22 protein-coding genes are annotated in these 25,345 nt (G+C 61.3%); 15 read left to right on the forward strand and 7 right to left on the reverse strand.

From position 1 onward, the window contains the following. Window positions 1-15: 15 nt before the first annotated feature. The gene (rpiA, locus tag ACOYXJ_RS11065; RefSeq protein ID WP_460369435.1) at window positions 16-690 is read right to left on the reverse strand and encodes a ribose-5-phosphate isomerase RpiA; all 675 of its coding nucleotides are present in this window, start codon (window positions 688-690) and stop codon (window positions 16-18) included. Between the two features lie 147 nt (window positions 691-837). Between rpiA and ilvA the strand changes: the two genes are divergently transcribed. Continuing rightward, on the forward strand, window positions 838-2,352 hold the full coding sequence (gene ilvA / locus ACOYXJ_RS11070) for a threonine ammonia-lyase, biosynthetic (protein WP_095121585.1): 1,515 nt from the start codon (window positions 838-840) through the stop codon (window positions 2,350-2,352). 40 nt (window positions 2,353-2,392) lie between these two features. Further along, window positions 2,393-2,806: a DUF2269 family protein gene (locus ACOYXJ_RS11075; protein ID WP_460369437.1), complete on the forward strand. Its 414-nt coding sequence runs from the start codon at window positions 2,393-2,395 to the stop codon at window positions 2,804-2,806. A gap of 105 nt (window positions 2,807-2,911) precedes the next feature. Here ACOYXJ_RS11075 and ACOYXJ_RS11080 read toward each other — a convergent pair whose 3' ends face one another. Further along, window positions 2,912-3,568, reverse strand: a complete 657-nt coding sequence (locus ACOYXJ_RS11080; RefSeq protein ID WP_150793184.1) for a histidinol-phosphatase — start codon at window positions 3,566-3,568, stop codon at window positions 2,912-2,914. Window positions 3,569-3,711: 143 nt separating this feature from the next. On the opposite strand from ACOYXJ_RS11080, the gene ACOYXJ_RS11085 reads away from it, so the two are divergent. Together ACOYXJ_RS11085 and ptsP are read left to right on the forward strand one after the other, a co-directional pair. Beyond that, a complete protein-coding gene (locus ACOYXJ_RS11085) occupies window positions 3,712-4,191 on the forward strand; it encodes an RNA pyrophosphohydrolase (RefSeq protein ID WP_003229203.1) in 480 nt (159 codons plus the stop codon). Window positions 4,192-4,213: 22 nt separating this feature from the next. Beyond that, window positions 4,214-6,493 carry a phosphoenolpyruvate--protein phosphotransferase gene (gene ptsP / locus ACOYXJ_RS11090; RefSeq protein WP_095121580.1) on the forward strand — a complete coding sequence of 760 codons (2,280 nt, stop codon included), beginning with the start codon at window positions 4,214-4,216 and terminating at the stop codon, window positions 6,491-6,493. Window positions 6,494-6,977: 484 nt separating this feature from the next. Here the strand turns inward: ptsP and ACOYXJ_RS11095 are convergent, their stop codons facing one another. Beyond that, a complete protein-coding gene (locus tag ACOYXJ_RS11095; protein ID WP_460369440.1) occupies window positions 6,978-7,724 on the reverse strand; it encodes an NRDE family protein in 747 nt (248 codons plus the stop codon). Between the two features lie 132 nt (window positions 7,725-7,856). Between ACOYXJ_RS11095 and ACOYXJ_RS11100 the strand changes: the two genes are divergently transcribed. The 3 genes from ACOYXJ_RS11100 to ACOYXJ_RS11110 all read left to right on the forward strand — a co-directional run bounded on the left by ACOYXJ_RS11100 (window position 7,857) and on the right by ACOYXJ_RS11110 (window position 10,556). After that, window positions 7,857-8,639 carry a sulfite exporter TauE/SafE family protein gene (locus ACOYXJ_RS11100; RefSeq protein ID WP_460369442.1) on the forward strand — a complete coding sequence of 261 codons (783 nt, stop codon included), beginning with the start codon at window positions 7,857-7,859 and terminating at the stop codon, window positions 8,637-8,639. A gap of 79 nt (window positions 8,640-8,718) precedes the next feature. Next, window positions 8,719-9,534 (forward strand): prolipoprotein diacylglyceryl transferase, encoded by an 816-nt coding sequence (gene lgt / locus ACOYXJ_RS11105; RefSeq protein WP_007913003.1) that lies wholly within the window; start codon window positions 8,719-8,721, stop codon window positions 9,532-9,534. 50 nt (window positions 9,535-9,584) lie between these two features. Continuing rightward, window positions 9,585-10,556 (forward strand): thymidylate synthase, encoded by a 972-nt coding sequence (locus ACOYXJ_RS11110; protein WP_064116306.1) that lies wholly within the window; start codon window positions 9,585-9,587, stop codon window positions 10,554-10,556. Between the two features lie 118 nt (window positions 10,557-10,674). On the opposite strand, the gene cadR is transcribed toward ACOYXJ_RS11110, so the two are convergent. Further along, window positions 10,675-11,124 (reverse strand): Cd(II)/Pb(II)-responsive transcriptional regulator, encoded by a 450-nt coding sequence (cadR, locus tag ACOYXJ_RS11115; RefSeq protein WP_016983204.1) that lies wholly within the window; start codon window positions 11,122-11,124, stop codon window positions 10,675-10,677. A gap of 84 nt (window positions 11,125-11,208) precedes the next feature. On the opposite strand from cadR, the gene ACOYXJ_RS11120 reads away from it, so the two are divergent. The 7 genes from ACOYXJ_RS11120 (at window position 11,209) to ACOYXJ_RS11150 (ending at window position 20,320) form a co-directional block, all read left to right on the forward strand. Beyond that, on the forward strand, window positions 11,209-13,518 hold the full coding sequence (locus ACOYXJ_RS11120) for a heavy metal translocating P-type ATPase (RefSeq protein ID WP_460369445.1): 2,310 nt from the start codon (window positions 11,209-11,211) through the stop codon (window positions 13,516-13,518). Window positions 13,519-13,531: 13 nt separating this feature from the next. Further along, the gene (locus tag ACOYXJ_RS11125) at window positions 13,532-14,395 is read left to right on the forward strand and encodes a LysR family transcriptional regulator (RefSeq protein WP_034153701.1); all 864 of its coding nucleotides are present in this window, start codon (window positions 13,532-13,534) and stop codon (window positions 14,393-14,395) included. Between the two features lie 221 nt (window positions 14,396-14,616). Next, window positions 14,617-15,693: a putative 2-aminoethylphosphonate ABC transporter ATP-binding protein gene (locus ACOYXJ_RS11130; protein WP_460369447.1), complete on the forward strand. Its 1,077-nt coding sequence runs from the start codon at window positions 14,617-14,619 to the stop codon at window positions 15,691-15,693. Then, complete coding sequence (locus tag ACOYXJ_RS11135) at window positions 15,693-17,417, forward strand: putative 2-aminoethylphosphonate ABC transporter permease subunit (RefSeq protein ID WP_460369449.1); 1,725 nt, start codon at window positions 15,693-15,695, stop codon at window positions 17,415-17,417. The genes ACOYXJ_RS11130 and ACOYXJ_RS11135 overlap by 1 nt, the downstream gene beginning before the upstream one ends. A gap of 37 nt (window positions 17,418-17,454) precedes the next feature. After that, window positions 17,455-18,480 carry a putative 2-aminoethylphosphonate ABC transporter substrate-binding protein gene (locus ACOYXJ_RS11140; RefSeq protein ID WP_123376160.1) on the forward strand — a complete coding sequence of 342 codons (1,026 nt, stop codon included), beginning with the start codon at window positions 17,455-17,457 and terminating at the stop codon, window positions 18,478-18,480. A 146-nt stretch (window positions 18,481-18,626) separates the two neighbouring features. After that, on the forward strand, window positions 18,627-19,760 hold the full coding sequence (locus ACOYXJ_RS11145; protein WP_460369451.1) for a TIGR03364 family FAD-dependent oxidoreductase: 1,134 nt from the start codon (window positions 18,627-18,629) through the stop codon (window positions 19,758-19,760). Then, window positions 19,760-20,320: a phosphonate degradation HD-domain oxygenase gene (locus ACOYXJ_RS11150; RefSeq protein ID WP_460369453.1), complete on the forward strand. Its 561-nt coding sequence runs from the start codon at window positions 19,760-19,762 to the stop codon at window positions 20,318-20,320. The genes ACOYXJ_RS11145 and ACOYXJ_RS11150 overlap by 1 nt, the downstream gene beginning before the upstream one ends. A 160-nt stretch (window positions 20,321-20,480) precedes the next feature. Here the strand turns inward: ACOYXJ_RS11150 and ACOYXJ_RS11155 are convergent, their stop codons facing one another. Then, on the reverse strand, window positions 20,481-21,866 hold the full coding sequence (locus ACOYXJ_RS11155) for a GTPase/DUF3482 domain-containing protein (RefSeq protein ID WP_150793194.1): 1,386 nt from the start codon (window positions 21,864-21,866) through the stop codon (window positions 20,481-20,483). Continuing rightward, the gene (locus ACOYXJ_RS11160; protein WP_460369455.1) at window positions 21,859-23,238 is read right to left on the reverse strand and encodes a DUF2868 domain-containing protein; all 1,380 of its coding nucleotides are present in this window, start codon (window positions 23,236-23,238) and stop codon (window positions 21,859-21,861) included. The genes ACOYXJ_RS11155 and ACOYXJ_RS11160 overlap by 8 nt, the downstream gene beginning before the upstream one ends. A gap of 85 nt (window positions 23,239-23,323) precedes the next feature. Here ACOYXJ_RS11160 and ACOYXJ_RS11165 point away from each other — a divergent pair, with 85 nt between their 5' ends. Continuing rightward, window positions 23,324-23,836 (forward strand): dihydrofolate reductase, encoded by a 513-nt coding sequence (locus ACOYXJ_RS11165; RefSeq protein WP_150647602.1) that lies wholly within the window; start codon window positions 23,324-23,326, stop codon window positions 23,834-23,836. A 90-nt stretch (window positions 23,837-23,926) separates the two neighbouring features. Here ACOYXJ_RS11165 and ACOYXJ_RS11170 read toward each other — a convergent pair whose 3' ends face one another. Beyond that, window positions 23,927-25,318, reverse strand: a complete 1,392-nt coding sequence (locus ACOYXJ_RS11170) for an L-cystine transporter (RefSeq protein WP_007913564.1) — start codon at window positions 25,316-25,318, stop codon at window positions 23,927-23,929. Window positions 25,319-25,345 lie beyond the last annotated feature (27 nt).

Below are 25,345 nucleotides of genomic sequence, written 5' to 3' on the forward strand. Positions count from 1 at the left end.
GTGGACAGTCTGGGCTTACTCACCCTTGAGGGTTTTCACGCCTTCGCTAGTACCCAGCAACAGCAAGTCCGCCGGACGCGCCGCGAACAAGCCGTTGGTGACCACGCCGACAATCGCATTGATCTGCGCTTCCAGCTCCACCGGGTTGGTGATCTGCAGGTTGAACACATCGAGAATGATGTTGCCGTTGTCGGTCAGCACGCCTTCGCGATACACCGGGTCGCCGCCCAGTTTCACCAGCTGACGGGCGACGTGGCTGCGCGCCATCGGGATCACTTCGACCGGCAGCGGGAATTCGCCCAGCACCGGCACCAGTTTGCTGGCGTCAGCGATGCAGATGAAGGTCTTGGCCACGGCCGCGACGATCTTCTCGCGGGTCAGTGCGGCGCCGCCGCCCTTGATCAGGTTCAGGTGCGCGTCGCTTTCATCGGCGCCGTCGACGTAGAACTCCAGGTCGCTGACGGTGTTCAGTTCATACACCGGAATCCCGTGGCCTTTCAGGCGCGCGGCGGTGGCTTCGGAACTGGCGACGGCGCCATCGAACGCGCCCTTGTGCTGGGCCAGGGCGTCGATGAAGCAGTTGGCAGTGGAGCCGGTGCCGACCCCGACGATGCTCTTGTCGTCTAGTTTCGGAAGGATGAAGTCGACGGCGGCCTGAGCCACTGCCTGTTTGAGTTGATCCTGGGTCATGCGGGCTCCGGAAGCGGGCAAGGTGAGAACGGAAAGGCCGGCATTATAGCCGCAAGCGTGGCTAAAACCTCTGGATTCGTGTGGTCGTGCGGGCAAAAGCCGGGTTAGACTCCTCGGTCCCGCTCAACCGCTCAGTGATGCTTTCCGATGCTCGAACAGTACGTCAAAAAGATCCTCACCTCGCGCGTTTATGACGTTGCCGTAGAAACCCCGCTGCAGAACGCTCGCCAGCTCTCCGAGCGGCTGGGCAACGACATTTGGCTCAAGCGCGAAGACTTGCAGCCAGTGTTCTCGTTCAAGATTCGCGGCGCCTACAACAAACTGACGCAACTGAGCGATGAAGAGCGCGCCCGTGGCGTGGTCACCGCGTCGGCGGGCAACCATGCGCAAGGTCTGGCCCTGGCGGCGAAAGTGCTGGGCGTCAAAGCCACGATCGTCATGCCCAAGACCACCCCCGAGATCAAAGTCGAAGGCGTGCGTTCGCGCGGCGGCAAAGTGGTGCTGCACGGGGATTCGTTCCCGGAAGCCCTGGCCTACTCGCTGAAACTGGTTGATGAAAAAGGCTACGTCTACATCCACCCGTACGACGATCCGCACACCATTGCCGGGCAGGGCACCGTGGCCATGGAAATTCTGCGCCAGCACCCGCAGCCGCTGGACGCGATTTTCGTTCCGGTTGGCGGTGGTGGTCTGATCGCCGGCATCGCCGCGTACGTCAAATACCTGCGTCCGGACATCAAAGTCATCGGCGTCGAGCCGGACGATTCCAACTGCCTGCAAGCGGCGATGGCCGCCGGTGAGCGCGTGGTGCTGCCGACCGTGGGCATCTTCGCCGACGGCGTTGCTGTGGCACAGATCGGCCAGCACACCTTCGACATCTGCAAAGACTATGTCGATGAAGTGATCACCGTCAGCACCGACGAGATCTGTGCAGCAATTAAAGATATCTACGACGATACCCGCTCGATCACCGAGCCTGCCGGCGCGTTGGGCGTGGCCGGGATCAAGAAATACGTCGAACAGCGCGGCGTCAGCGGCCAGACTTTTGTCGCGATCGATTCCGGCGCCAACGTCAACTTCGACCGCTTGCGCCACGTCGCTGAACGCGCCGAACTGGGCGAAGGCCGTGAAGCGATCATCGCCGTGACCATCCCCGAGAAGGCCGGCAGCTTCAAGGCGTTCTGCGAAGCGATCGGCAAGCGCCAGATCACCGAATTCAACTATCGCTATAACACCGGCAGCGAAGCGCACATCTTCGTTGGCGTGCAGACCCATCCGGAAAACGACCCGCGCAGCGCATTGCTGGCGAGCCTGACCGAGCAAGGTTTCCCGGTCACCGATCTGACCGACAACGAACTGGCCAAACTGCACATCCGGCACATGGTCGGCGGCCGCGCGGCGCAGGTGGTCGATGAAGTGGTGTTCCGTTTCGAGTTCCCGGAGCGTCCGGGGGCGCTGTTCAACTTCCTTAATAAGCTCGGTGGGCGTTGGAACATTTCGATGTTTCATTACCGCAACCACGGCGCCGCCGATGGCCGCGTGGTCGCCGGCCTGCAAGTGCCGCACGACGAGCGTCATCTGGTGCCGGCGGCGCTTGCGGAAATCGGTTACCCGTACTGGGATGAAAGCGAAAACCCGGCCTATCAGCTGTTTCTTGGCTGAACAGCTACGCTGATGGGCATGGCCCAAGGAAGAGAAATTCATGGAAACCCTGACCACCCTGAAAGTCCTTCACGTCGCAGCGACCGTGGTCATACTCGCGAGCGGGCTGGGGCTCGCCGCTCTGACCTGGCTTAATCGCAGCGAAGGGCCGGCCAGCACGATGCAGCGTCCCTGGCTGTTTATCTGGTGTTTGATGCTGATCGGTATGCTCAGCATGCCTTTCACCGGCTGGTGGTTGGTACACCTGATCGGCTGGCCGCTGGGGCAGTTGTGGATTCTGGGGTCCAGTGTGATCTATGCCGTGGCGACGTTGAGTGCAGTGTGGTTGTTGGTGCGGCTTAATCAGCTGTGGACTAGCGGGGTTGGTAACTGGAAATTCACGTTGGCGCTGGCGATTGTCAGCGGCATCGGATTTCTCGCCATTGCCGGGTTGATGGGGGCTAAGCCTGTTTAAGGCTTGAGACCGAGTTGACCCCATTCGCGAGCAGGCTCGCTCCCACAGGGGATTTTTGACCTACACAGATCCAATGTGGGAGCGAGCCTGCTCGCGAAGGCGTAATCAGCCGCGCAGCGAAATCACCGGCCAGCCACGTTTTTCGGCTTCAGCACGCAGATTCGGATCCGGATCCACCGCCACCGGATTCGCCACCTGCTCCAGCAACGGCAAATCATTCATCGAATCGCTATAGAAATAGCTGTCATCCAAAGAATACCCGGTCTCTTCCAGCCAACGGTTCAGGCGTGTCACCTTGCCTTCACGGAAGCACGGAATATCAGTGCTGCGCCCGCTGTAACGGCCATCGACCATCTCGCATTCGGTAGCGATCAGGGTTTCAACGCCCAGACGCACAGCAATCGGCGCGGTCACGAAGCGGTTGGTCGCGGTGATGATCACCAGTTTGTCGCCCGCGTCGCGGTGTTTTTTCAGCAGCTCCAGCGCCTGCGGCAATACGATCGGTTCAATGCAGTCGCGCATGTAATCGCTGTGCCATTGCTCGAGCACGGCCATTTCGGTGCGGCCGAGGATCTCCAGGCAGAAGTTCAGGTACGCGGCGTTATCCAGTTTGCCGGCCAGGTAATCCTGATAGAACTCGTCGTTGCGCGCTTTGTACGCAATCGGGTCGAGGAAGCCGCGTTCACACAGATAGTCGCCCCAGGCGTGATCGCTGTCGCCGCCCAGAAGGGTGTTGTCCAAATCGAAGAGTGCCAGGCGCATTGCAGTTACCCGCTGATAAGTCTGTAAAAAGGCGACAAGAATACGGTCTTTTCACAAGAGTGCACATAAGGTAGGAAGCTTCGTTGCCGCCTTATCAACCTTTGTGGAACAATGCGGCGACATGCGTTTGCGAGGTTGTTGCCGTGATCGACCCCGATGGTTTCCGCCCCAATGTCGGGATCATTCTGACGAATGACGCCGGCCAGGTGCTATGGGCTCGCCGTATCAATCAAGATGCCTGGCAGTTTCCGCAAGGGGGAATCAACCCTGAAGAGACGCCGGAAGACGCCTTGTACCGCGAGCTGAACGAAGAAGTTGGCCTGGAACGTGAAGATGTTGAAATACTGGCCTGTACTCGGGGCTGGTTGCGCTATCGTTTGCCGCAACGACTGGTGCGTACGCACAGCCAACCGCTGTGCATCGGCCAGAAACAGAAATGGTTTCTCCTGCGCCTGATCTCCAACGAGCAGCGGGTGCGGATGGATTTGACCGGTAAACCGGAGTTCGATGGCTGGCGCTGGGTCAGCTATTGGTATCCGTTGGGCCAGGTGGTGACATTCAAGCGCGAGGTGTATCGCCGCGCCCTCAAAGAGCTTGCCCCGCGCCTTTTAGCGCGCGACTGACGACGGAGTTCGACCCCGAGCCATGCTCAATACGCTGCGCAAGATCGTCCAGGAAGTTAACTCCGCCAAGGATCTCAAGGCGGCGTTGGGGATTATTGTGTTGCGCGTCAAAGAGGCCATGGGCAGCCAGGTCTGCTCGGTCTACCTGCTTGATCCCGAGACCAACCGTTTCGTCCTGATGGCCACCGAGGGCTTGAACAAGCGCTCGATCGGCAAGGTCAGCATGGCACCCAACGAAGGTCTGGTCGGTCTGGTCGGCACGCGTGAAGAACCCCTGAACCTCGAAAACGCTTCCGTTCACCCGCGCTACCGCTACTTCGCCGAAACCGGTGAAGAGCGTTATGCCTCGTTCCTCGGCGCACCGATCATTCACCACCGCCGCGTCGTCGGCGTGTTGGTCATCCAGCAAAAAGAACGCCGTCAGTTCGACGAAGGTGAAGAGGCCTTCCTCGTGACCATGAGCGCGCAGCTCGCCGGGGTTATCGCCCACGCCGAGGCCACCGGTTCGATCCGCGGCCTGGGCCGTCAGGGCAAAGGTATTCAGGAAGCCAAGTTCGTCGGCGTGCCGGGTTCGCCGGGTGCGGCGGTCGGTACCGCGGTGGTCATGCTGCCGCCGGCCGATCTCGACGTAGTGCCAGACAAGACCATCACTGACATCAACGCCGAGCTGGCGCTGTTCAAGACCGCCATCGAAGGCGTGCGCGCAGACATGCGCACGTTGTCCGCCAAGCTTGCGACCCAGTTGCGCCCGGAAGAGCGCGCACTGTTCGACGTCTACCTGATGATGCTCGACGATGCCTCGCTGGGCAGCGAAATCACCACGGTGATCAAGACCGGCCAGTGGGCCCAGGGCGCGTTGCGTCAGGTGGTCACGGAACACGTCAACCGGTTCGAACTGATGGACGACGCCTACCTGCGTGAGCGTGCATCGGACGTCAAAGACCTTGGCCGCCGTCTGCTCGCCTATTTGCAGGAAGAGCGTCAGCAGAACCTGGTCTACCCGGAAAAAACCATTCTGGTCAGCGAAGAACTGACGCCGGCGATGCTCGGCGAGGTGCCGGAAGGCACGCTGGTCGGTCTGGTCTCGGTACTCGGCTCGGGTAACTCGCACGTCGCGATCCTCGCCCGGGCCATGGGCATTCCGACGGTGATGGGTCTGGTCGACCTGCCGTACGCCAAGGTCGACGGCATCGAAATGATCGTCGACGGCACCCGCGGCGAGGTCTACACCAACCCGAGCGAAGTGCTGCGCAAGCAGTTCGCCGAGGTCGTCGAAGAAGAGAAACAACTGGCGCTGGGCCTCGACACCCTGCGCGACCTGCCATGCGTGACCCTCGACGGCCACCGCATGCCGCTGTGGGTCAACACCGGACTGCTTGCCGATGTGGCGCGGGCGCAGAAGCGTGGCGCCGAGGGTGTCGGCCTGTACCGCACCGAAGTGCCGTTCATGATCAACCAGCGCTTCCCGAGCGAGAAGGAACAACTGGCGATCTACCGCGAGCAGCTCGCCGCGTTCCACCCGCAACCGGTGACCATGCGCAGCCTCGACATCGGCGGTGACAAGTCGCTGTCGTACTTCCCGATCAAGGAAGACAACCCGTTCCTCGGCTGGCGCGGCATTCGCGTCACCCTCGACCACCCGGAAATCTTCCTGGTGCAGACCCGCGCGATGCTCAAGGCCAGCGAAGGCCTGAACAACCTGCGGATTCTGCTTCCGATGATCTCCGGCACCCACGAACTCGAAGAAGCCTTGCACCTGATCCACCGGGCCTGGGGCGAAGTGCGCGACGAAGGCACCGACGTGCCGATGCCGCCGATTGGCGTGATGATCGAGATTCCGGCAGCGGTTTATCAGACCAAGGAACTGGCGCGGATGGTCGACTTCCTTTCGGTCGGCTCCAACGACTTGACCCAATACCTGCTGGCGGTCGACCGTAACAACCCGCGTGTGGCCGATCTTTACGATTACCTGCATCCGGCGGTGCTGCAAGCTTTGCAGACCGTGGTGCGCGATGCCCATGCGGAAGGCAAACCGGTGAGTATCTGCGGCGAGATGGCTGGCGACCCGGCGGCGGCGGTGCTGTTGATGGCGATGGGTTTCGACAGTTTGTCGATGAACGCCACCAACTTGCCGAAGGTGAAGTGGATGCTGCGTCAGGTCAATCTGAGCAAGGCTCAGGAATTGCTGGCGGAGCTGATGACCATTGATAACCCGCAGGTTATCCACAGCTCGCTGCAATTGGCGCTGAAGAATCTTGGGTTGTCGAAGATGCATCCGCCGGCGGTGGTCAAGGCCCTCTGAAGATCAAAAGCCCCTCACCCTAGCCCTCTCCCAGAGGGAGAGGGGACTGATTGGGGGATGCTGCAGAGGTACGCCGACCTGAAGGTGCTGTGCTGAATCCATGATCGACCCGCACCGACCTGAAGGTGCTTTGCTGAATCCATAATCGACTCACAGCGACTGAAGGTGCTGCTGAATCCATAATCAACTCGGTCTTTCAGGTCGATGTATGGCTCAAGACAACGCGGTCGGCCCCCCTATCCCTCCGGGAGAGGGGACTGATTGGGGGATGCTGCAGAGGTACGCCGACCTGAAAGTGCTGTGTTGAATCCATAATAGATTCACACCGATTTGAAGGTGCTTTGCTGAATCCATAATCGACTCACAGCGACTGAAGGTGCTGCTGAATCCATAATCAACTCGGTCTTTCAGGTCGATGTATGGCTCAAGACATCACGGTCGGCTCCCTCTCCCTCCGGGAGAGGGCTGGGGTGAGGGTAAGCTTTTAAGCTGTTATTTCCACCTCGCCCAAATGCCCGCCATACGGCCCAAAACTCCGCTCGACCATCCGCCGCGACCCATCCGCCTTCACGATCAACGCCGTACTCGCCCGCGTCCCGTAACTCTGGCTGGCAATAAACACACTCGACAGCAATGTTTCAGTGGCCAGACCCACGCCGGTATCCGGCAGCTCGGCCGACGGCGCAACCTGCGCATCACTCAACAACCCCAGCAACCGCGCAGGCGTCGGATCATCCAGCACCGCACTCAAAGCAACCTTGGCCTTCAGCAACTTCGGCCACGGCGTATCCAGCCCGGCATTGGATAATCCGTAGATGCCCGATTCCAGCATCACCGGTTCCGACATCCGCGCATTGAAGTGCCACAGCTCATGACTGTTGCCGAGCAACAGATTAAACCCGGCATATTCCGCCGAACGCCCGACCACATCGCTTAAATAATCATCAATCGACGCATCACCCGTGAGAAACCTCGCCACCAGTTCCCCTCGTGACTTGCGCGCTGGCGCCTGCTGCGGATCGCGAATATTGGTCAGCGCAGCAAAGCGTCCGTTGGCGCCAATCCCCAGCCAAGTCCCGCCAGCCTCAAGATCACGTCCGGCATGCACATGCGGCGCTTCCGGCCATTGCGCCAGCGGCAGGCTCGGCCGGGCGTAGAACTCGTCACGGTTGGCCGCGACAATCAGTGGCAGGGCATGACCCGGGCGCCAGGCGAAAACAATCAGGCACATAAGGTGGTCCTTGTGTGTTTTTTGCTCACTCTACGCATCCCGCGTCCGTGCATCCATCGCCAGTGGAGCCAGAGGGTGTGCATCCGTTACCATGCCGCTCCGGTTTTGCGGATGCGGTCTGGGGAGACGGTCATGGAATTTCTGCTCTATCTGGCGCTGGGCGCCTGTGCGGGCGTGCTGGCCGGGCTGTTCGGGGTTGGCGGCGGGATCATTATTGTCCCGGTGCTGGTGTTCAGTTTCACCTTGCAGGGCTTTGATCAGTCGATCCTTACGCATCTGGCGGTCGGCACGTCGCTGGCGACGATCATCTTCACCTCGGTCAACGCCGTGCGTGAGCACCATCGACGAGGCGCAGTGCGCTGGCCGATCTTCATGTGGATGGCCGTCGGCATTCTGCTCGGTGCAGGTTTCGGTGCACTGACTGCGGAAGCGATTTCCGGCCCGCACCTGCAAAAGATCATCGGCGTGTTTGCCTTGATTATCTCGGTGCAATTGGCGCTGGACATCAAACCCAAGGCCAGCCGAACGGTGCCGGGCAAACTCGGTCTGACCGTGGCCGGCGGTGTGATTGGCTGGGCCTCGGCGATTTTCGGCGTCGGTGGCGGCTCGCTAACCGTGCCGTTCCTGACCTGGCGCAGCGTGCCGATGCAGCAAGCGGTGGCGACCTCGTCGGCCTGCGGGCTGCCAATCGCGCTGGTCAGTGCATTAAGTTTCATGATTCTGGGGTGGCACGATCCGTTGTTGCCGGCCCATAGTCTCGGTTTTGTGTATTTGCCGGCGTTGTTGGGCATCGCCCTGACCAGCATGGTATTCGCCCGCATCGGCGCGCGATTGGCGCACAGGTTGTCGCCGCGCTTGCTGAAACGGCTGTTCGCCGCTTTGCTGTTCACCGTAGGTTTAAGCTTTTTGCTTTGATCTCGTCGCAATCCTGGCTTAATCCTGAGGTGACAGCGTCGCCCGGGAATTCTGCTTTCAACTCTAACGAGGAGTCGCAATGCTGCCTTACCCGCAGATCGACCCGGTGGCCCTGGCCATCGGTCCGCTGAAAATCCACTGGTACGGTCTGATGTACCTGATCGGCATCGGCGGTGCGTGGCTGCTGGCGTCGCGCCGGCTCAACCGTTTCGACCCGACCTGGACCAAGGAGAAACTCTCCGACATGGTCTTCTGGATGTCGATGGGCGTCATCGTCGGCGGACGTCTGGGCTATGTGCTGTTCTACGATCTGAGCGCTTACCTGGCCAACCCGACGCTGATTTTCGAAGTGTGGAAGGGCGGCATGTCGTTCCACGGCGGCTTTATCGGCGTGATGCTGGCCGCGTTGTGGTTCGGCAAGCGTAACGGCAAGTCGTTCTTCCAGTTGATGGACTTCGTCGCGCCAATGGTGCCGATCGGTCTGGGCGCCGGGCGCATCGGTAACTTCATCAACGCCGAGCTTTGGGGCAAAGCCACCGACGTACCGTGGGCCATGGTCTTTCCGCCATTCAGCGATCCGGCGCAACTGCCGCGTCACCCGTCGCAGCTGTATCAGTTCGCGCTCGAAGGCGTGGCGTTGTTCCTGATCCTGTGGATTTTCTCGCGCAAACCGCGTCCGACCATGGCTGTTTCCGGCATGTTCGCGCTGTTCTACGGCATCTTCCGTTTCATCGTCGAGTTCGTCCGCGTGCCGGATGCGCAGTTGGGCTATCTGGCCTGGAACTGGCTGACCATGGGCCAGGTGCTCTGCGTGCCGATGATCGTCGGCGGGCTGTTCCTGATCTGGCTGGCCTATCGTCGCGCGCCGGCAGCACCGCTCGCGCCGACGGCTTAAACTACGAACCCCGGCGCGCGACGCCGGGGCTCAAAGGACACAGGTAACTCATGAAGCAATATCTCGAACTGGTCTCGCACGTCATTCAGAACGGCACCAAACAGGCCAACCGCACCGGCATCAACACCATCAGTTTTCCGGGGGCGATGCTGCGTTTCGATCTGCAGGAAGGTTTCCCGGCGATCACCACGCGCAAAATGGCCTTCAAATCGGCCATCGGCGAGATGTGCGGTTTTCTTCGTGGCGTGAACAACGCCGCTGAATTCCGTGCGCTGGGCTGCAAAGTCTGGGACCAGAACGCCAACGAAAACGCACAGTGGCTGGCCAACCCGTTCCGTCAGGGCGATGACGACCTCGGTGAGATCTACGGCGTGCAATGGCGCAAGTGGCCGGCGTACAAGCAGATCCCGCTGAGCAACAGCGCCGCCATCGAACAAACCCTGAGCAACGGCTACAAGCAGATCGCTCAGGGCGAAGAAGATGGCCAGGCCTACGTGGTGCTGTACAAAGCCATCGACCAGGTGCGTCAGTGCGTCGATACGATCATCAACGATCCGGGCAGCCGCCGTATTCTGTTCCACGGCTGGAACGTTGCTCAACTGGATGAAATGGCCCTGCCGCCGTGCCATCTGCTGTACCAGTTCCACCCGAATGTCGAGACCAAAGAGATTTCTCTGACCCTCTACATCCGTTCTAACGATCTGGGTCTGGGCACGCCGTTCAACCTCACCGAAGGCGCCGCGCTGCTGAGCCTGATCGGTCGCCTGACCGGCTACACGCCGCGCTGGTTCACCTATTTCATTGGTGATGCGCATGTCTATGAAAACCACCTGGACATGCTCAACGAACAGCTCAAGCGCGAGCCGTTTGCCATGCCCAAGCTGAAGATCTCCGATCGTGTGCCGGAGTTTGCCAAGACTGGCGTTTACCAGCCGGAATGGCTGGAGCTGGTCGAGCCGAGCGACTTCTCGCTGGAAGGTTATGAGCATCACGCGCCGATGACTGCACCGATGGCGGTCTAGTCAGCAGGATCGTTCCCACGCTCTGCGTGGGAATGAATCCCGTGACGCTCCGCGTCACTTAGGACGCGGAGCGTCCATGGCGGCATTCCCACGCGGAGCATGGGAACGAGCGCCAACGTCAGTGGCCGTGGCTGCGGCCTACGTGGGAGTGTTCGACTTCGGTTGCGACGACTCCGCCGCTGACCTCCAGCCGCTGCAAAATCCCGCATTGATCGGCCATCGGCCCTTCGCCACAACGTTGGCGCAGGTCGAGCAACTGTGTCTGCAACGCCAACAACCCATCAATGCGCGCCTTCACATGCTGGATATGTTCGTCGATCAGGGTATTAACGCTTTCACACTGATCCTGCGGGCTATCACGCATGGCCAGCAGGCTGCGGATTTCTTCGAGGGTCATGTCGAGGGTGCGGCAGTTGCGGATGAAGGTCAGGCGTTCGGCGTGCGCCTGGGTGTAGACGCGGTAGTTGCCGTCGCTGCGGGCCGGCTCTGGCAGGAGGTTTTCGCGCTCGTAATAGCGGATGGTTTCCACGGCGCAGTCGGTGAGTTTGGCCAGTTCTCCGATCTTCATGACGGCAATCTCCAAAAGGGTGCTTGACCCTATAGTGGCTACAGGGTCTTTACTTGGCAACAGGCACCTTCATGGACGCGACCAATGAGCGATTCCCAGCACACCCACAAGCCCGGCGACGGCCACGATCACAGTCATAAATTGCAGCCTGTGCATAAGCATGCCCACGGCGGCGATGCCTGCTGTGGGTCAAAAGCCGCTGCGCCGGCACCGGTTCACGCGCACGAAGATTCCTGCTGCTCGTCGACAGCCGCCGCGCCTGCGTTGGTGCAACTGAGCGAAAAGACCAGCGCCGATGCGCGGCTGAGCAGTTTCCGCATCGAGGCGATGGACTGCCCGACGGAGCAGACGCTGATCCAGAACAAACTCGGCAAACTCGCCGGTGTGCAGCAACTGGAATTCAACCTGATCAATCGCGTGCTCGGCGTGACCCACAATCTGCCGGGCACGGAACCGATCACCGAGGCGATCAAATCCCTCGGCATGCACGCCGAACCGCTGGAGGCGGGCCTCGACTCGCCAGCCCCGGCCCCGGTGAAAAAACACTGGTGGCCGCTGGCGCTGTCCGGTGTCGGCGCGCTCGCCGCCGAAGTCATCCACTTCACCAACGCCGCACCGACCTGGGTGGTGGCGATCATCGCGCTGGTGTCGATCCTCAGCGGTGGCCTGACCACTTATAAAAAGGGCTGGATCGCTCTGAAGAACCGCAACCTCAACATCAACGCGCTGATGAGCATCGCCGTCACCGGTGCCATCCTTATCGGCCAGTGGCCGGAAGCGGCGATGGTGATGTTCCTGTTCACCGTTGCCGAGCTGATCGAGGCGCGCTCGCTCGATCGTGCGCGCAACGCGATCAGCGGCCTGATGCAGATGACGCCGGAGCAAGCCACGGTGTTGCAGGCTGACGGTTCATGGATTGAACAGGACGTAAAAAACGTCGAACTCGGCGCCCGCGTACGGGTGAAGCCGGGCGAGCGTATTGCGCTGGACGGCGAAGTGGTCGGCGGCAGTTCGACCATCGACCAGGCGCCGATCACTGGGGAAAGCCTGCCGGTAGAAAAAACCGTCGGCGACAAAGTCTTCGCCGGCACCATCAACCAGGCCGGTTCGCTGGAATACACGGTGACCGCAGCGGCGAACAATTCGACCCTGGCGCGCATCATCCACGCTGTTGAACAGGCCCAAGGTGCGCGTGCACCGACCCAGCGCTTCGTCGATCAGTTCTCGAAAATCTACACGCCCGTAGTGTTCGTGTTTGCCTTGGCCGTGGCGATCATTCCGCCGCTGTTCATGGGTGCTGTGTGGTTCGACTGGATCTACCGCGCGCTGGTGTTGCTGGTGGTCGCGTGCCCGTGTGCACTGGTGATTTCCACCCCGGTGACCATCGTCAGCGGCCTCGCGGCGGCGGCGCGCAAAGGCATTCTGGTCAAGGGCGGCGTGTACCTGGAGGGCGGTTTCAAGCTCGATTATCTGGCGCTGGATAAAACCGGGACGATCACTCACGGCAAACCGGTGCAGACCGATTACCTGTCGCTCGATCCGACCGCCGACGCCACCGCGCCTGCAATTGCCGCTGCTTTGGCTGGTCGCTCCGACCACCCGGTGTCGCTGGCCATCGCCAACGCCGCTGTGGATAAAAACTTCGCCGCGCTGATTGTGGATAACTTCGAAGCGTTGGGCGGGCGTGGCGTCAAAGGCGAGATCAACGGCCAGACCTATCACTTGGGTAACCATCGTCTGGTCGAAGAACTCGGCCTGTGCTCGCCGGCACTGGAAGAAAAACTCTTCGCACTGGAGAAGCAGGGCAAATCGGTGGTGCTGCTGCTCGACAGTTCCGGCCCGCTAGCGCTGTTCGCGGTGGCCGACACCGTCAAGGAAACCAGCCGCGAAGCGATCCGCCAGTTGCATGAACTCGGGGTGAAAACCCTGATGCTCACCGGTGACAACGTGCACACCGCTCAGGCGATTGCTGCGCAGGTCGGTATCGACGAGGCCCGCGGCGACTTGCTGCCGACCGACAAACTGCAAGCCATCGAGGAGCTTTACGGTAAAGGTCATCGGGTCGGTATGGTCGGCGACGGCATCAACGACGCGCCGGCACTGGCCCGCGCCGAGATCGGTTTCGCCATGGCCGCTGCCGGCACCGATACGGCGATTGAAACCGCCGATGTCGCCCTGATGGACGATGATCTGCGCAAGATCCCGGCGTTCATCAGCCTGTCGCGCAATACCGCCAGCATCCTGAAACAGAACATCGCGCTGGCCCTGGTGATCAAAGCTATCTTTCTTGCGGTAACCTTCGCCGGGCTCGCCACCATGTGGATGGCGGTGTTTGCCGACATGGGCGTGAGCCTGCTGGTGGTGTTCAACGGTTTGCGCCTGCTGCGCAAATAGATGAGGAAAGGTTGTGCTGAGTGCCGAGCTGAAAGCGTTTTACATGGTCGCCCGCCTGGGCAGCATTACGCTGGCGGCGAAAAAACTCGGCCTCAGCCAACCGACCGTGACCACACAGATCCGTAATCTGGAAAGCCAGTATTCGGTGGAGCTGTTCTACCGTGGCGGTCGGCGCCTGAGCGTCAGCGATGAAGGCGCGCGGTTGCTGCCGATGGTCAAGACCCTGCTGCAGCAAGAGGCCGATATCGAGTTCTTCCTGCGCAACAGCGGCCAGGTGCAGGGCACGTTGCGCATCGCGGCGACGGCGCCGTATTACATCCTCGATCTGGTGAAGACCTTTCGCGAGCGCTTGCCGCAAGTGGAAGTATCGGTGGAAATCGGTAATTCGCAGCAGGTGCTCGAAGCGCTGGAGGATTACCGCGTGGACATCGCCGCGTCGTCGCAATTGCTCGATGACGCGCGATTGATTCGTCGGGTGTTGGGCACTGATCCGCTGGTGCTGGCGGTGCATCGCAATCATCCGTTGGCGGCGCAGGAGCATGTGGCGTTGAGTGCGCTGGCCGGGCATACCTTGTTGATGCGCGAAACCGGGTCAACGACGCGGCGTCTGACTGAAGAGTTGCTGGCCAGCGCCGGGGTCAGTTTCGGGCCGTTGTTGGAAATTGGTAGTCGTGAGTCGATCCGTGAGGCGGTGTTGCGCAATATTGGCATCAGTATTATTGCGCGGCAGGAAGTGCCGCATGATCCGCAGTTGCGCGTGTTGACCATCGAGAATGCGCCGCAGATTCCTGAATATCTGTATTGCCTGAAAGAGCGCAAGGGCGCGCGGTTGCCGGCGGCGTTTCTCGGGTTGGCGCAGGAAATGTCCCCTGCGTAATGATCGTTCCCACGCTCCGCGTGGGAATGCAGCCCGGGACGCTCTGCGTCCCAAGAGCCGAACGCGGAGCGTCCGATGAGGCATTCCCACGCAGAGCGTGGGAACGATCGGTAGTGAACCAAAATCCCCGAATACCACTATCGGCCGTTTTTGCCTCACTGCCATATGACGGACGCATTACAACTCTAGGATTGGCCCCATCTGCTTGATGAGGTCTGTCCATGAATCCTGCCATCGCAACTGCCCTGACCAACCCCGGTGCGCCGATGAAAGTGCGCGGCGTGCAGAAACGCTTCGGCGCGTTCACCGCACTGGATAACGTCTCCCTCGACGTCGCCGCCGGTGAACTGGTGTGCCTGCTCGGCCCGTCGGGCTGCGGCAAGACCACGTTGCTGCGCTGCATCGCCGGTCTGGAAAAGCAGGACAGCGGCGAGTTGTACCTCGGCGAGCGCGACGTCTCGCACCTCGCCCCGCAAGCCCGCGACTACGGGATTCTGTTCCAGTCCTACGCACTGTTCCCCAATCTGACCGTCGAGGCGAATATTGCCTACGGCCTTGCTGGCAGCGGTCGCGATGAAGTGCGCCAGCGCGTCGGACAGATGCTCGAACTGGTTGGCCTCACCGGCAGCGAGAAAAAGTACCCCGGCCAATTGTCCGGCGGCCAGCAACAGCGCGTTGCTCTAGCTCGGGCCTTGGCACCTGCACCATCACTGCTGTTGCTCGACGAACCGATGTCCGCCCTCGACGCCCGGGTCCGCGAGCATCTCTGCACCGAGTTGCGCCAACTGCAACGCAACCTCGGCATCACCACCCTGATGGTCACGCACAATCAGGACGAAGCCATGCTGATGGCTGACCGCATCGCCGTGATGAATAACGGTCGCGTCGAGCAATACGCCACCCCGCAGGAAATCTACAACCACCCGGCCACACCGTTTGTGGCCGAGTTCGTCGGCCAGGGCAACTGGTTGCCGTTCCAGCGCAGCAGCGACAGCCACGCCCGGGTTGGCGGAATGAATGTGCGTCTGGCCGACGGCAGCGTCAGCGGAGCCTCGGGTCGGCTGTTCTGTCGCCCCGAAGCGATCAACGTCAATCCGCTGGTGCATGAGGAAAACCTGTTCCCGGCCAAGGTGCGCGAGATCACTTTCCTCGGTAACCGCTGCCGCATGAGCTTCGAACTCGATCAACTGCCAGGTCACGCACTCCTCGCCGAACTCGCCCCGGAAGCCATGCCGCGCCTCGGCGCCCAGCAAATCATGGTCGCCTTGCCGCCGCGCAGCCTGCAGGTGTTTGCCTGATGAACAGCAACCTCGCGCTGCCGCTACCGCACAAGCAGGTGCGACAGTCTTCGAAAGCCGAGATAGGCGACCGCATTTTTGTCGTCGGCGGCAAAGTCCTACTGCTGCTGTTACTCGGCGTCGCGGTGTTGCTGCCGTTGCTGGCGATCTTCTGGCGTGGCTTCAGCAGTGAAGCCGGGCAGGGCGGTGGCTGGGTGGCGGCGAAGGAGTTGGTGAGCAGCGAGAATTTCCACTGGCTGCTTGGCAACAGCCTGAAAGTTTCCCTCAGCGTCGCGGCCATCGTCGTACCGCTGGCTTACCTGTTTGCCTATGCGCTGCAACGCACGCTGATTCCGGCCAAGGGCATCTGGCGCGGTATTTCCCTGCTGCCGCTGATGGCGCCGTCGATGCTGCCGGGCATTGCGCTGGTTTATCTGTTCGGTAACCAGGGCATGTTGCGCGGGTTGCTCTCGGACAACATCTACGGGTTTTGGGGGATTGTGTTGGGTGAGGTGATTTACACCTTTCCCCATGCGTTGATGATTCTGCTCTCGGCGTTGTCACTGGCCGATGCGCGACTGTTCGATGCCGCGTCGAGCATGGGCGCCAGTCCGGCCAAGGCGTTTCGCAGCATCACCTGGCCGGCGACTCGGCAGGCCGTATTCGCTGCGTTCTGTCTGGTGTTCACCCTGACCATCACCGATTTCGGCGTGCCGGTGGTGGTCGGTGGCGACTATCAAGTGCTGGCGCTGGAGGCCTACAAAGCCGTGGTCGGCCAACAACAATTCGGTCGCGGCGCGTTGATCGGCATGGTGCTGTTGCTGCCGGCGCTGTTCAGCTTCGGTGTCGATGCCTGGCTGCGTCGGCGTCACGGCGACTCCATGAGCGGTCGGGCGCAGGTGTTCAAACCGGCACCGTCGAAAGCGCGCGATGGCTGTTATCTGGCGATTGTCTTGCTGATCAGCGCCGCGTTGATTCTGGTGTTCGGCATGGCGGTGTTTTCCTCGCTGGTGAAGTTCTGGCCGTACAACCTGTCGCTGTCGCTCAACCACTACCAGTTCAACGAAACCGCTGGCGGTGGCTGGCTGGCCTACAGCAACAGTTTGAAGATGGCGCTGGGCACGGCGTTGATCGGCAGTGTGCTGATCTTCACCGGTGCCTACCTGATGGAGAAAACCCGCAGCCAGCGCGGCCTTAACCTGGCGTTGCGCATGCTCAGTTTCGTGCCGATGGCGGTGCCGGGGCTGGTGCTCGGCTTGGGTTACGTCTTCTTCTTCAACCTCACTGGCAACCCGCTGCACGTGCTCTACGGGACGATGACGCTGCTGATCGTCTGCACCATTGCGCACTACCTGACCACCGCCCAAATGACCGCGACCACCGCGTTGCGCCAACTCGACGCCGAGTTCGAAGCGGCTGCGCTGTCGCTCAAGGCGCCGCTGTACCGCCACTACCTGCGCGTCACCGTGCCGATCTGCCTGCCGGCGCTGCTGGACATCGTGCGCTACCTGTTCGTCTCGGCGATGACCACGGTGTCGGCGGCGATCTTCCTCTACAGCCCCGACACCATCCTCGCGGCGGTCGCGGTGCTGAACATGGATGACGCCGGCAACGTCGGCGGCGCGGCGGCGATGTCGACCCTGATTCTGTTCACCTCGGCGGGCGTGTCCTTGCTGCTGGCGTGGGCTTCGCGCGGCTTGCTGCGCCGTTCTCAAGCCTGGCGGCAAACTGCGCCCGGTCACTGATTCCAACCCCGTTCAACTCACTTACAGGAAAACGATCATGTTCAAGCCTATGGCCCTGGCCGCTGCTGTGCTCGCTACTTTCAGCCTGAATGCCTTCGCGGCAAAAACCGAGTTGACGGTGTACACCGCCCTCGAAGCCGAACAACTGAAGTCCTATAAAGAAGCGTTCGAAAAGGCCAACCCGGACGTCGAAATCAAATGGGTGCGCGATTCCACCGGGATCATCACCGCCAAACTGCTCGCCGAAAAGGCCCGTCCACAGGCTGACGCGGTGTGGGGCCTGGCGGCTTCCAGTCTGGCGATCCTCGATCAGCAAGGCATGCTGCAAAGCTATGCACCGAAGGACCTCGGCAAGATCGGCGCGAACTACCGTGACGCTGCCAACCCGCCAGCCTGGGTCGGTATGGACGTCTGGGCGGCAACGATTTGCTTCAACACCGTCGAGGCCGAGAAGCAGGGTTTGACCAAACCGGTGAGCTGGCAGGATCTGACCAAGCCTGAGTACAAGGGCAAGATCGTCATGCCAAACCCGGCCTCGTCCGGCACCGGTTTCCTCGACGTCAGCGCCTGGCTGCAAACCTTTGGCGAGAAGCAGGGCTGGGCGTACATGGATGGCTTGCACCAGAACATTGGTCAGTACGTTCACTCCGGTTCCAAGCCTTGCAAATTAGCGGCGGCGGGCGAGTTCCCGATCGGGATTTCCTTTGAATATCCGGCGGTACAGCTGAAGCGTCAGGGCGCGCCGCTGGACATCATTCTGCCGAAGGAAGGTCTGGGCTGGGAGATCGAAGCGACTGCCGTGATCAAAGGTACGCCGCATGAAGACGCGGCGAAGAAACTGGCTGACTTCTCCGCCAGCGCCGAAGCGATGGATCTGTACAAGGAGAACTTCGCTGTCCTCGCGCAACCGGGCATCGCCAAGCCGCAGACCGAATTGCCGGCCGATTACGAGCAGCGTTTGATCAAGAACGACTTTGCCTGGGCCTCGAAGAATCGCGACGAGATCCTGACCGAATGGCGCAAGCGTTATGACGGCAAGTCCGAGAAAGTCGCTGCCAAGTAACCTTTGCCGATCGTTCCCACGCTCTGCTGATCGTTCCCACGCTCCGCGTGGGAATGAATCCCGTGACGCTCCGCGTCACTATGGACGCAGAGCGTCCTTGGCTGCATTCCCACGCTCCGCGTGGGAACGATCATTGAGGTAGCCTCATGACACAACACAAAGACCTGCTCATCGTAGGCGCCGGCATTCTCGGCTTATCGCACGCCTACGCCGCCGCCAAACGCGGCCTCAAGGTCGCCGTTTTCGAACGCACTGCCACGCCCCTCGGCGCTTCGGTGCGCAACTTCGGCCAGGCGCTGGTCACTGGCCAACCTCCCGGGCTTATGCTCGAACTGGCCAAGGCCAGCCGCGACATCTGGGGCGACTGGGCGCAGCTCGCCGGTTTGCAGATCAAGCGTAACGGCTCGTACCTGTTCGCTCGCAGTGAAGCTGAAGAACACTTGCTGGAAGCCTTCTGCAACGGTCGCGCCGTGGAGCACGGTTACAACATCCAATTGCTGCGCGGCGCGGCCTTGCGCGATCTGTATCACGGCCAGTTCAGCCACCACCGTGCCGCGTTGCACGGCATGGACGATCAACAGCTGTACTCGCGTGAAGCAATCCCGGCGCTGATCGATTACCTGCGTCGCGACCTCGGCGTCGAGTTCCACTTCTCCACGCTGGTACGCGACGTCGAGCCGGGGCACCTGCACAGCACCGCCGGCAGTTTTACCGCCAAGCAGATCATCGTCTGCTCCGGCCACGATTATCAGACCTTGCTGGCCGAGCCGATCGCTGCCCTCGACCCGCAAATCTGCCGCCTGCAAATGCTCCGCGCCAAACCGCAGGTCGATCTGAATCTGCAACACGCCTTGCTCACCGGTTTGAGTTGCGTGCACTACGGCGCCTTCTCCGATCTACCCGAAGCGGCGGCGGTGCAGGCGCAAATCTTCCGTGAGCAACCGCACCTGCACGACCACGGTATCCACCTGCTGATCAGCCCGACGCCGTACGGCGAACTGATCATCGGCGACTCGCACCACTACGGCAGCGACCCTTCACCGTTCAACGCTGAGCAAGTGGATAACTGGATGATCGAGCTGGCCGAGCAGACGCTGGGCTGCAAGGTGCAAGTGGTCGAGCGCTGGCAGGGCGTCTATGGTTCTCGGGGGCCGGGGCCATTTTCTTTGCTGCGTCCGGCAGCGGGGTTGAGTGTGGCGTTGATGCACACCGGCGTCGGCATGAGCGTCGGCCCGGCCATGGCCGAGCGCAATGTTGCGCAGTTGCTGGAGGAAGTTTGATGACAGGTCACGAGCAAACCGTCGCCAAGGTATTCGCGCTGTATGAGCGTTTTGGCACCAGCGATTACATCGGCGAGCCGGTGTCGCAGATCGAGCACATGTCGCAGGCGGCCGAACTGGCAATGGCTGAGGGCTTTGATGATGAAGTGGTGCTGGCGGCGTTCTTTCATGACATCGGCCATTTGTGTGCCGAGGGCGCGGAGAATATGGGCGGTTATGGCGTGGTCAGTCATGAACGCCTGGGTGCGGATTATTTGCGTGAAGCCGGTTTCAGCGAGCGTATGGCGCGGCTGGTGGAATATCACGTGCAGGCCAAGCGGTATCTGACGTTGCGTGAGCTGGGGTATTTCGGACGCTTGAGTGAGGCGAGTCGGCGGACCCTGGAATATCAGGGCGGGGTGATGACCGAGGCCGAGGCGAATGAGTTTGAGCGGGATCCGCTGTGTGCCGTTAGCCTGCGGATGCGCCAGTGGGATGAGTTGGCCAAGGAGAGGGCGGTGCCGGTGATTGATCTGGCGGTGCTCAAGCGCAAGGCTGAGGTTTTGTTGTTGGCTGAGTGATTGCAACCCTCACCCCAGCCCTCTCCCGGAGGGAGAGGGAGCCGATTTTCATGCCTTTCAAACCTGAGTTCGACTGGATATCTCAGGTCGACGTATGACGGAAGAACAACACGGTCAGCTCCCTCTCCCTCTGGGAGAGGGCTGGGGTGAGGGGGGCGATCTAAAGCTCAAGCACCTTCCCCACCAACGCCTCAATCTGCTCCTGCCGTTCCGCCTGATTCAACTTCGCCTGCGGATTCAGCGACGACCACTGCGGATGCGCCCGCGCCTTGTTCAGCGCTTCCGGCAACTTGCCCTCACGCCAGGTTTTGTCCTGTGGCGTGGCCACCTGAACCGCATCCATCGCCGCATGCCCACGCTGATCCAGCGCCAACACCAACTGCCGCTGACGCAACGCCAACAGCCGCAACACCCCGTCATCCACCGTCAGCTCGCGCTGCCCTTTGATCTTGCCCAGCAACCGGCTGCCATAACTGCGCGCCGTTTGCAGCGCGCCACCGGCAATCGCCCCGGCCAATGCCGCCGCGCCGAGGGTGATTCCGCCAACCAGCAGATCCACGCCAGCCCCGGCCGCCGCGCCTGCCGCAATCCCACCGCCAACCCGTACGCCGAGCTGCTTCAAGGTTTCCGGGTTGAATAGATCATCACCCCAACGTCCATCGAGCAACGGCAAATCACTCGCCGCCGCATCCTGCGGGCGAAACGCATACAGCTTGAGCAGCGCCTCGACGCATTTCTGCTCGCGCTGGCGCACGGCTTTGCGCAGTTCACTGATGGCTTGTTGTTCCTGCGCCGCCTCGCTGACCACACTGCGCCGACACGCGGCGCAGTCGATCAACAATTCAGCAATCAACCGCGCCGCACTTTGCTGCCGCGCCAGGCGCTGAGCCTGTTGATCGGCAATCAAGCGTTCCAGTTGCGGACGAGCGTTTTCCAGCAGCAGCGCCAGACTTTCATACAACCGACGCTCACCATCCTCGGGCGGCGCCACGCTGTCGAAACGCACCAGCGCATGCAGCCCAAGCCGTGCCAACGCTTCGCGCCAATCCGGCTCGCGATGGTTGGCACTGCTGACGAAATTCAGCACCGGCAGCAGCGGTTTGCCGCAACTGGCCAGCACTTCCAGTTCATCGCGGTACTTGGCCAGCACCGGTTCGCGCGCATCGATCACATACAAACCGGCGTCGGAGGCGAGCAATTGCCGCAGCACTTTCGCCTCCTGTTCGAAACGCTGGCGCGCCTCGCTGCCGTCGAGAAATCTTGCCAGTCTGGCCGGGCCATCGAGGCGTTCGCCGGGGCGTTCCAGGCGTTCGAGAAAATCCAGCAGGGCGATGGCGTCTTCCAGCCCCGGCGTGTCGTAGAGGTCGAGCAACGGTTCGCCATCGACCGACAACCGCGCGCCTTCGACATGCCGCGTGGTGCTCGGGCGATGGGAGACTTCGCCGAAGCCGACATCGCGGGTCAGCGTGCGCAACAACGAGGTCTTGCCGACGTTGGTGTGGCCGACCACCGCGAGTTTCAGCGGCGTTTTGCAGGCATCAGTCATGACCCGTCTCCAGCCAGTTCAACGGCGCGCAATCGGCGAACTTCAAGTCAAGTTGTTGCAGTGCGACGTGCCAGTCGCCGAGACGCTCGGCATCCAGCGCTTCGCCGGGCGGCGCTTGCAGCAACCACACGCGGGTTTCGCCAGCGCTGCGCGCCAGTTCGGCGATCAAGGCGAGGCTGCCGCGATCCGGCGAGCGCCGTGGGTCGCAGGCAATCGCCAGACGTGCCGGCGGGAAGCGGCTCAATTGTTCGAGAAGTTTGTGCCGCGATTCGCGGCTGTCGAGGATGCCGGCATTGCTGACATTTTTCGATAACGCGGGCGGCCATGGACGTTGTTCGTCGAGTTCGATGGCCACCAGCAATGCGCCTTCACTAGCCAGTTCGCCGACGCTGCTTTCGACGCGGTGCAATTGCGCAGGCTCCGGGTCGTTGACGCCGAGGCGTTCGCTGGTCGGCATCAAACGTTCGCGCAGCTGCGCGTAGCCGGGCAGGTTCAGCTCCAGACGCAAGCGATCACGTCCACGCTTCCAGCGCCAACGGCAGAACAGCATCAGCAGCAGACGGGGAAGCACGCCATAGATCAGCACCGCGCCGACCAGCCATATCGCCCACATCTGGCGAACCAGGACGCGGTTGTAATCGGTGTCCAGCGTTACGCGAATCATGTCCACGCTCGGCGCACTCCAGCCCAGCGCATGGGGAATAACCGTCAACGCATCAGTCAGTGCCGCGAAGAAGTCTGCTCCCAGCAGCGTGCTTTCCCAGATGAAGTCATATTGCCGGGTGGCCATCATCCATATCAGCATGCTCAGCGCGCTGAACATGATCAGCAACCACAGGCCATTGACCAGTGAGCCAATCGCCCAGCGATTGAGTTTGTGGCGTTGCAGCAGGACCAGTAATGCGGGGGGTAATTGCGCGGCTTTGGCGTCCCGGGCAAGTTTCTCGCTGAGCCATAGCCACAGGCGGCCGAGTGCTGCCGCGTGTTCGCCAGCGAATAGCAGGCCGAATGCCCAGCTCAGCAACAGGATCAGATTGACCCCGAGCAAGGTGCCCAGCGCCCAGAAAATGTTCACCGCTCGCGTACCGTCGCCGAGCGCAGAAAATGCCATGCCAGCCCCGGTGACGCAGGCCAGCAGCACCATCAATAGCAGTGCCAGACGCGCGCCTTGCAGCCAGTGTTTGAGGGCAGCAGTCAGCCCGTCGCGTTCGGCCAGCCATAAAGCGCGGCGCTGAATGCGGCTCGGCAGATCGCCGCCGGCGGTGCGGGCCAGACGATTGGCTTCCAGATCATCCAATGGGCCTGCGTGTTCTTCGCGCAGGCGCACGGTCTCGGTGAGCCAGAGGTTTTGCAGTGGAGTCAGTTCAGTCACGCAGCGTCCCGTCGCTTAATTGAGCGCTGAGCATAACCGCTGTGGCGCTTATCGGGGTAAGCGCGGCTCTGGTATCCTCGCCGGCATGACTAAATCACTCCCCCTCAGCCTGATCGCAGCCCTCGGTGAAAACCGCGTGATCGGCGTCGACAACAGCATGCCCTGGCACCTGCCGGGGGACTTCAAATACTTCAAGGCCACGACCTTGGGCAAACCGATCATCATGGGGCGCAAGACCTGGGATTCGCTCGGTCGGCCATTGCCGGGGCGCCTGAATATCGTGGTCAGTCGTCAGGCCGGTCTGGTGCTCGAAGGGGCGGAAGTTTATCCGTCGCTGGAAGCCGCGGTGGTTCGCGCCGAGGAATGGGCGAAGGAGCAGGGCGTCGATGAGCTGATGCTGATTGGCGGCGCGCAGTTGTACGCGCAAGGGCTGGCGCAGGCGGATCGTCTGTATCTGACTCGCGTGGCGCTGAGCCCGGAAGGGGATGCGTGGTTTCCGGAGTTTGATTTGGAGCAGTGGAAACTGGTGTCGAATGTGCCGAATCCGGCTGAGGGCGATAAACCCGCGTACAGCTTTGAGGTTTGGGAGAAAGCCTAAGAGCATCGCGAGCAGGCTCACTCCTACAGGGGGAACGCATTCCAATTGTAGGAGTGAGCCTGCTCGCGATAGCGGTCTGTCAGGCGCTAATCAAGCCTGAGCAAGCTCCGCATGCTCATCAGCATCCAGCAACGCTTTATCAGTCTGCTGCATCACCTGACTGGTAATCGCGCCAGCCGTGATCGAACCACTCACGTTCAACGCCGTGCGGCCCATATCAATCAGCGGCTCAACCGAAATCAGCAACGCCACCAGCGACACCGGCAAACCCATCGCCGGCAGCACGATCAGCGCCGCGAACGTCGCGCCGCCACCGACCCCGGCCACGCCCGCCGAACTCAAGGTCACAATCGCCACCAACGTCGCGATCCACAGCGGATCCAGCGGGTTGATGCCAACAGTCGGCGCCACCATCACCGCCAACATCGCCGGGTACAGACCGGCGCAACCGTTCTGGCCAATCGTCGCACCGAACGAGGCGGCAAAGCTCGCCACCGACTGCGGAATCCCCAGACGACGAGTCTGCGCTTCAATGCTCAGCGGAATGCTCGCCGCGCTGGAACGGCTGGTGAACGCGAACGTCAGCACCGGCCAGATCTTGCGGAAGAAGCGCAGCGGGTTGATCCCGGCGGCCGACACCAGCAAGCCGTGCACCACGAACATCAGGCCCAGACCGAGGTACGACACCACGACGAAGCTGCCGAGTTTAATGATGTCCTGCAGGTTGGAACCGGCGACCACTTTGGTCATCAGCGCCAACACGCCGTAAGGGGTCAGTTTCATCACCAGACGTACCAGACGCATCACCCAGGCTTGCAGGGTGTCGATGGCGTTGATCACTTTCTGACCTTTTTCGACGTCATCCTTGAGCAGTTGCAGCGCGGCAACCCCGAGGAATGCGGCGAAAATCACCACGCTGATGATCGAGGTCGGCTTGGCCCGCGCCAGATCGGCAAACGGGTTTTGCGGAATGAACGACAGCAGCAGTTGCGGCACATTCAGGTCGGCAACCTTCCCGGCATAGTCGGACTGAATGGTTTGCAGGCGGGCCATTTCCTGGGTGCCGGCGACCAGACCTTCAGCGGTGAGGCCGAACAGGTTGGTCAGGCCGATGCCGATCAGCGCGGCAATCGCGGTGGTGAACAGCAGGGTGCCGATGGTCAGGAAACTGATCTTGCCCAGCGACGAAGCATTGTGCAGGCGCGCCACTGCGCTGAGGATCGAGGCGAACACCAGCGGGATAACGATCATTTGCAGCAACTGCACGTAACCGTTACCGACCAGATCGAACCAGCCGATCGAGGCTTTCAGCACCGGGTTGCCGGCACCGTAAACGGTGTGCAGGGCCACGCCGAACGCGACGCCCAGCACCAGCGCGAGCAGGACTTTTTTCGCCAGGCTCCACGTGGTGTGGCGGGTCTGTGCCAGACCGAAGAGCAGGGCGAGGAACACCAGCAGGTTGAGAATCAACGGTAGATTCATGAGAACTCCAGAAAGACTTTGCCAACA

It is taken from the genome of Pseudomonas sp. Tul2A7 (assembly GCF_054790505.1).

What these genes read in the sequence shown, in the direction of transcription:
- rpiA (WP_460369435.1), bottom strand. Translation starts at nt 690, where the DNA reads ATGACCCAGGATCAACTCAAACAGGCAGTGGCTCAGGCCGCCGTCGAC.
- ilvA (WP_095121585.1), top strand. Translation starts at nt 838, where the DNA reads ATGCTCGAACAGTACGTCAAAAAGATCCTCACCTCGCGCGTTTATGAC.
- ACOYXJ_RS11075 (WP_460369437.1), top strand. Translation starts at nt 2,393, where the DNA reads ATGGAAACCCTGACCACCCTGAAAGTCCTTCACGTCGCAGCGACCGTG.
- ACOYXJ_RS11080 (WP_150793184.1), bottom strand. Translation starts at nt 3,568, where the DNA reads ATGCGCCTGGCACTCTTCGATTTGGACAACACCCTTCTGGGCGGCGAC.
- ptsP (WP_095121580.1), top strand. Translation starts at nt 4,214, where the DNA reads ATGCTCAATACGCTGCGCAAGATCGTCCAGGAAGTTAACTCCGCCAAG.
- ACOYXJ_RS11095 (WP_460369440.1), bottom strand. Translation starts at nt 7,724, where the DNA reads ATGTGCCTGATTGTTTTCGCCTGGCGCCCGGGTCATGCCCTGCCACTG.
- ACOYXJ_RS11100 (WP_460369442.1), top strand. Translation starts at nt 7,857, where the DNA reads ATGGAATTTCTGCTCTATCTGGCGCTGGGCGCCTGTGCGGGCGTGCTG.
- lgt (WP_007913003.1), top strand. Translation starts at nt 8,719, where the DNA reads ATGCTGCCTTACCCGCAGATCGACCCGGTGGCCCTGGCCATCGGTCCG.
- ACOYXJ_RS11110 (WP_064116306.1), top strand. Translation starts at nt 9,585, where the DNA reads ATGAAGCAATATCTCGAACTGGTCTCGCACGTCATTCAGAACGGCACC.
- cadR (WP_016983204.1), bottom strand. Translation starts at nt 11,124, where the DNA reads ATGAAGATCGGAGAACTGGCCAAACTCACCGACTGCGCCGTGGAAACC.
- ACOYXJ_RS11120 (WP_460369445.1), top strand. Translation starts at nt 11,209, where the DNA reads ATGAGCGATTCCCAGCACACCCACAAGCCCGGCGACGGCCACGATCAC.
- ACOYXJ_RS11130 (WP_460369447.1), top strand. Translation starts at nt 14,617, where the DNA reads ATGAATCCTGCCATCGCAACTGCCCTGACCAACCCCGGTGCGCCGATG.
- ACOYXJ_RS11135 (WP_460369449.1), top strand. Translation starts at nt 15,693, where the DNA reads ATGAACAGCAACCTCGCGCTGCCGCTACCGCACAAGCAGGTGCGACAG.
- ACOYXJ_RS11140 (WP_123376160.1), top strand. Translation starts at nt 17,455, where the DNA reads ATGTTCAAGCCTATGGCCCTGGCCGCTGCTGTGCTCGCTACTTTCAGC.
- ACOYXJ_RS11145 (WP_460369451.1), top strand. Translation starts at nt 18,627, where the DNA reads ATGACACAACACAAAGACCTGCTCATCGTAGGCGCCGGCATTCTCGGC.
- ACOYXJ_RS11150 (WP_460369453.1), top strand. Translation starts at nt 19,760, where the DNA reads ATGACAGGTCACGAGCAAACCGTCGCCAAGGTATTCGCGCTGTATGAG.
- ACOYXJ_RS11155 (WP_150793194.1), bottom strand. Translation starts at nt 21,866, where the DNA reads ATGACTGATGCCTGCAAAACGCCGCTGAAACTCGCGGTGGTCGGCCAC.
- ACOYXJ_RS11165 (WP_150647602.1), top strand. Translation starts at nt 23,324, where the DNA reads ATGACTAAATCACTCCCCCTCAGCCTGATCGCAGCCCTCGGTGAAAAC.
- ACOYXJ_RS11170 (WP_007913564.1), bottom strand. Translation starts at nt 25,318, where the DNA reads ATGAATCTACCGTTGATTCTCAACCTGCTGGTGTTCCTCGCCCTGCTC.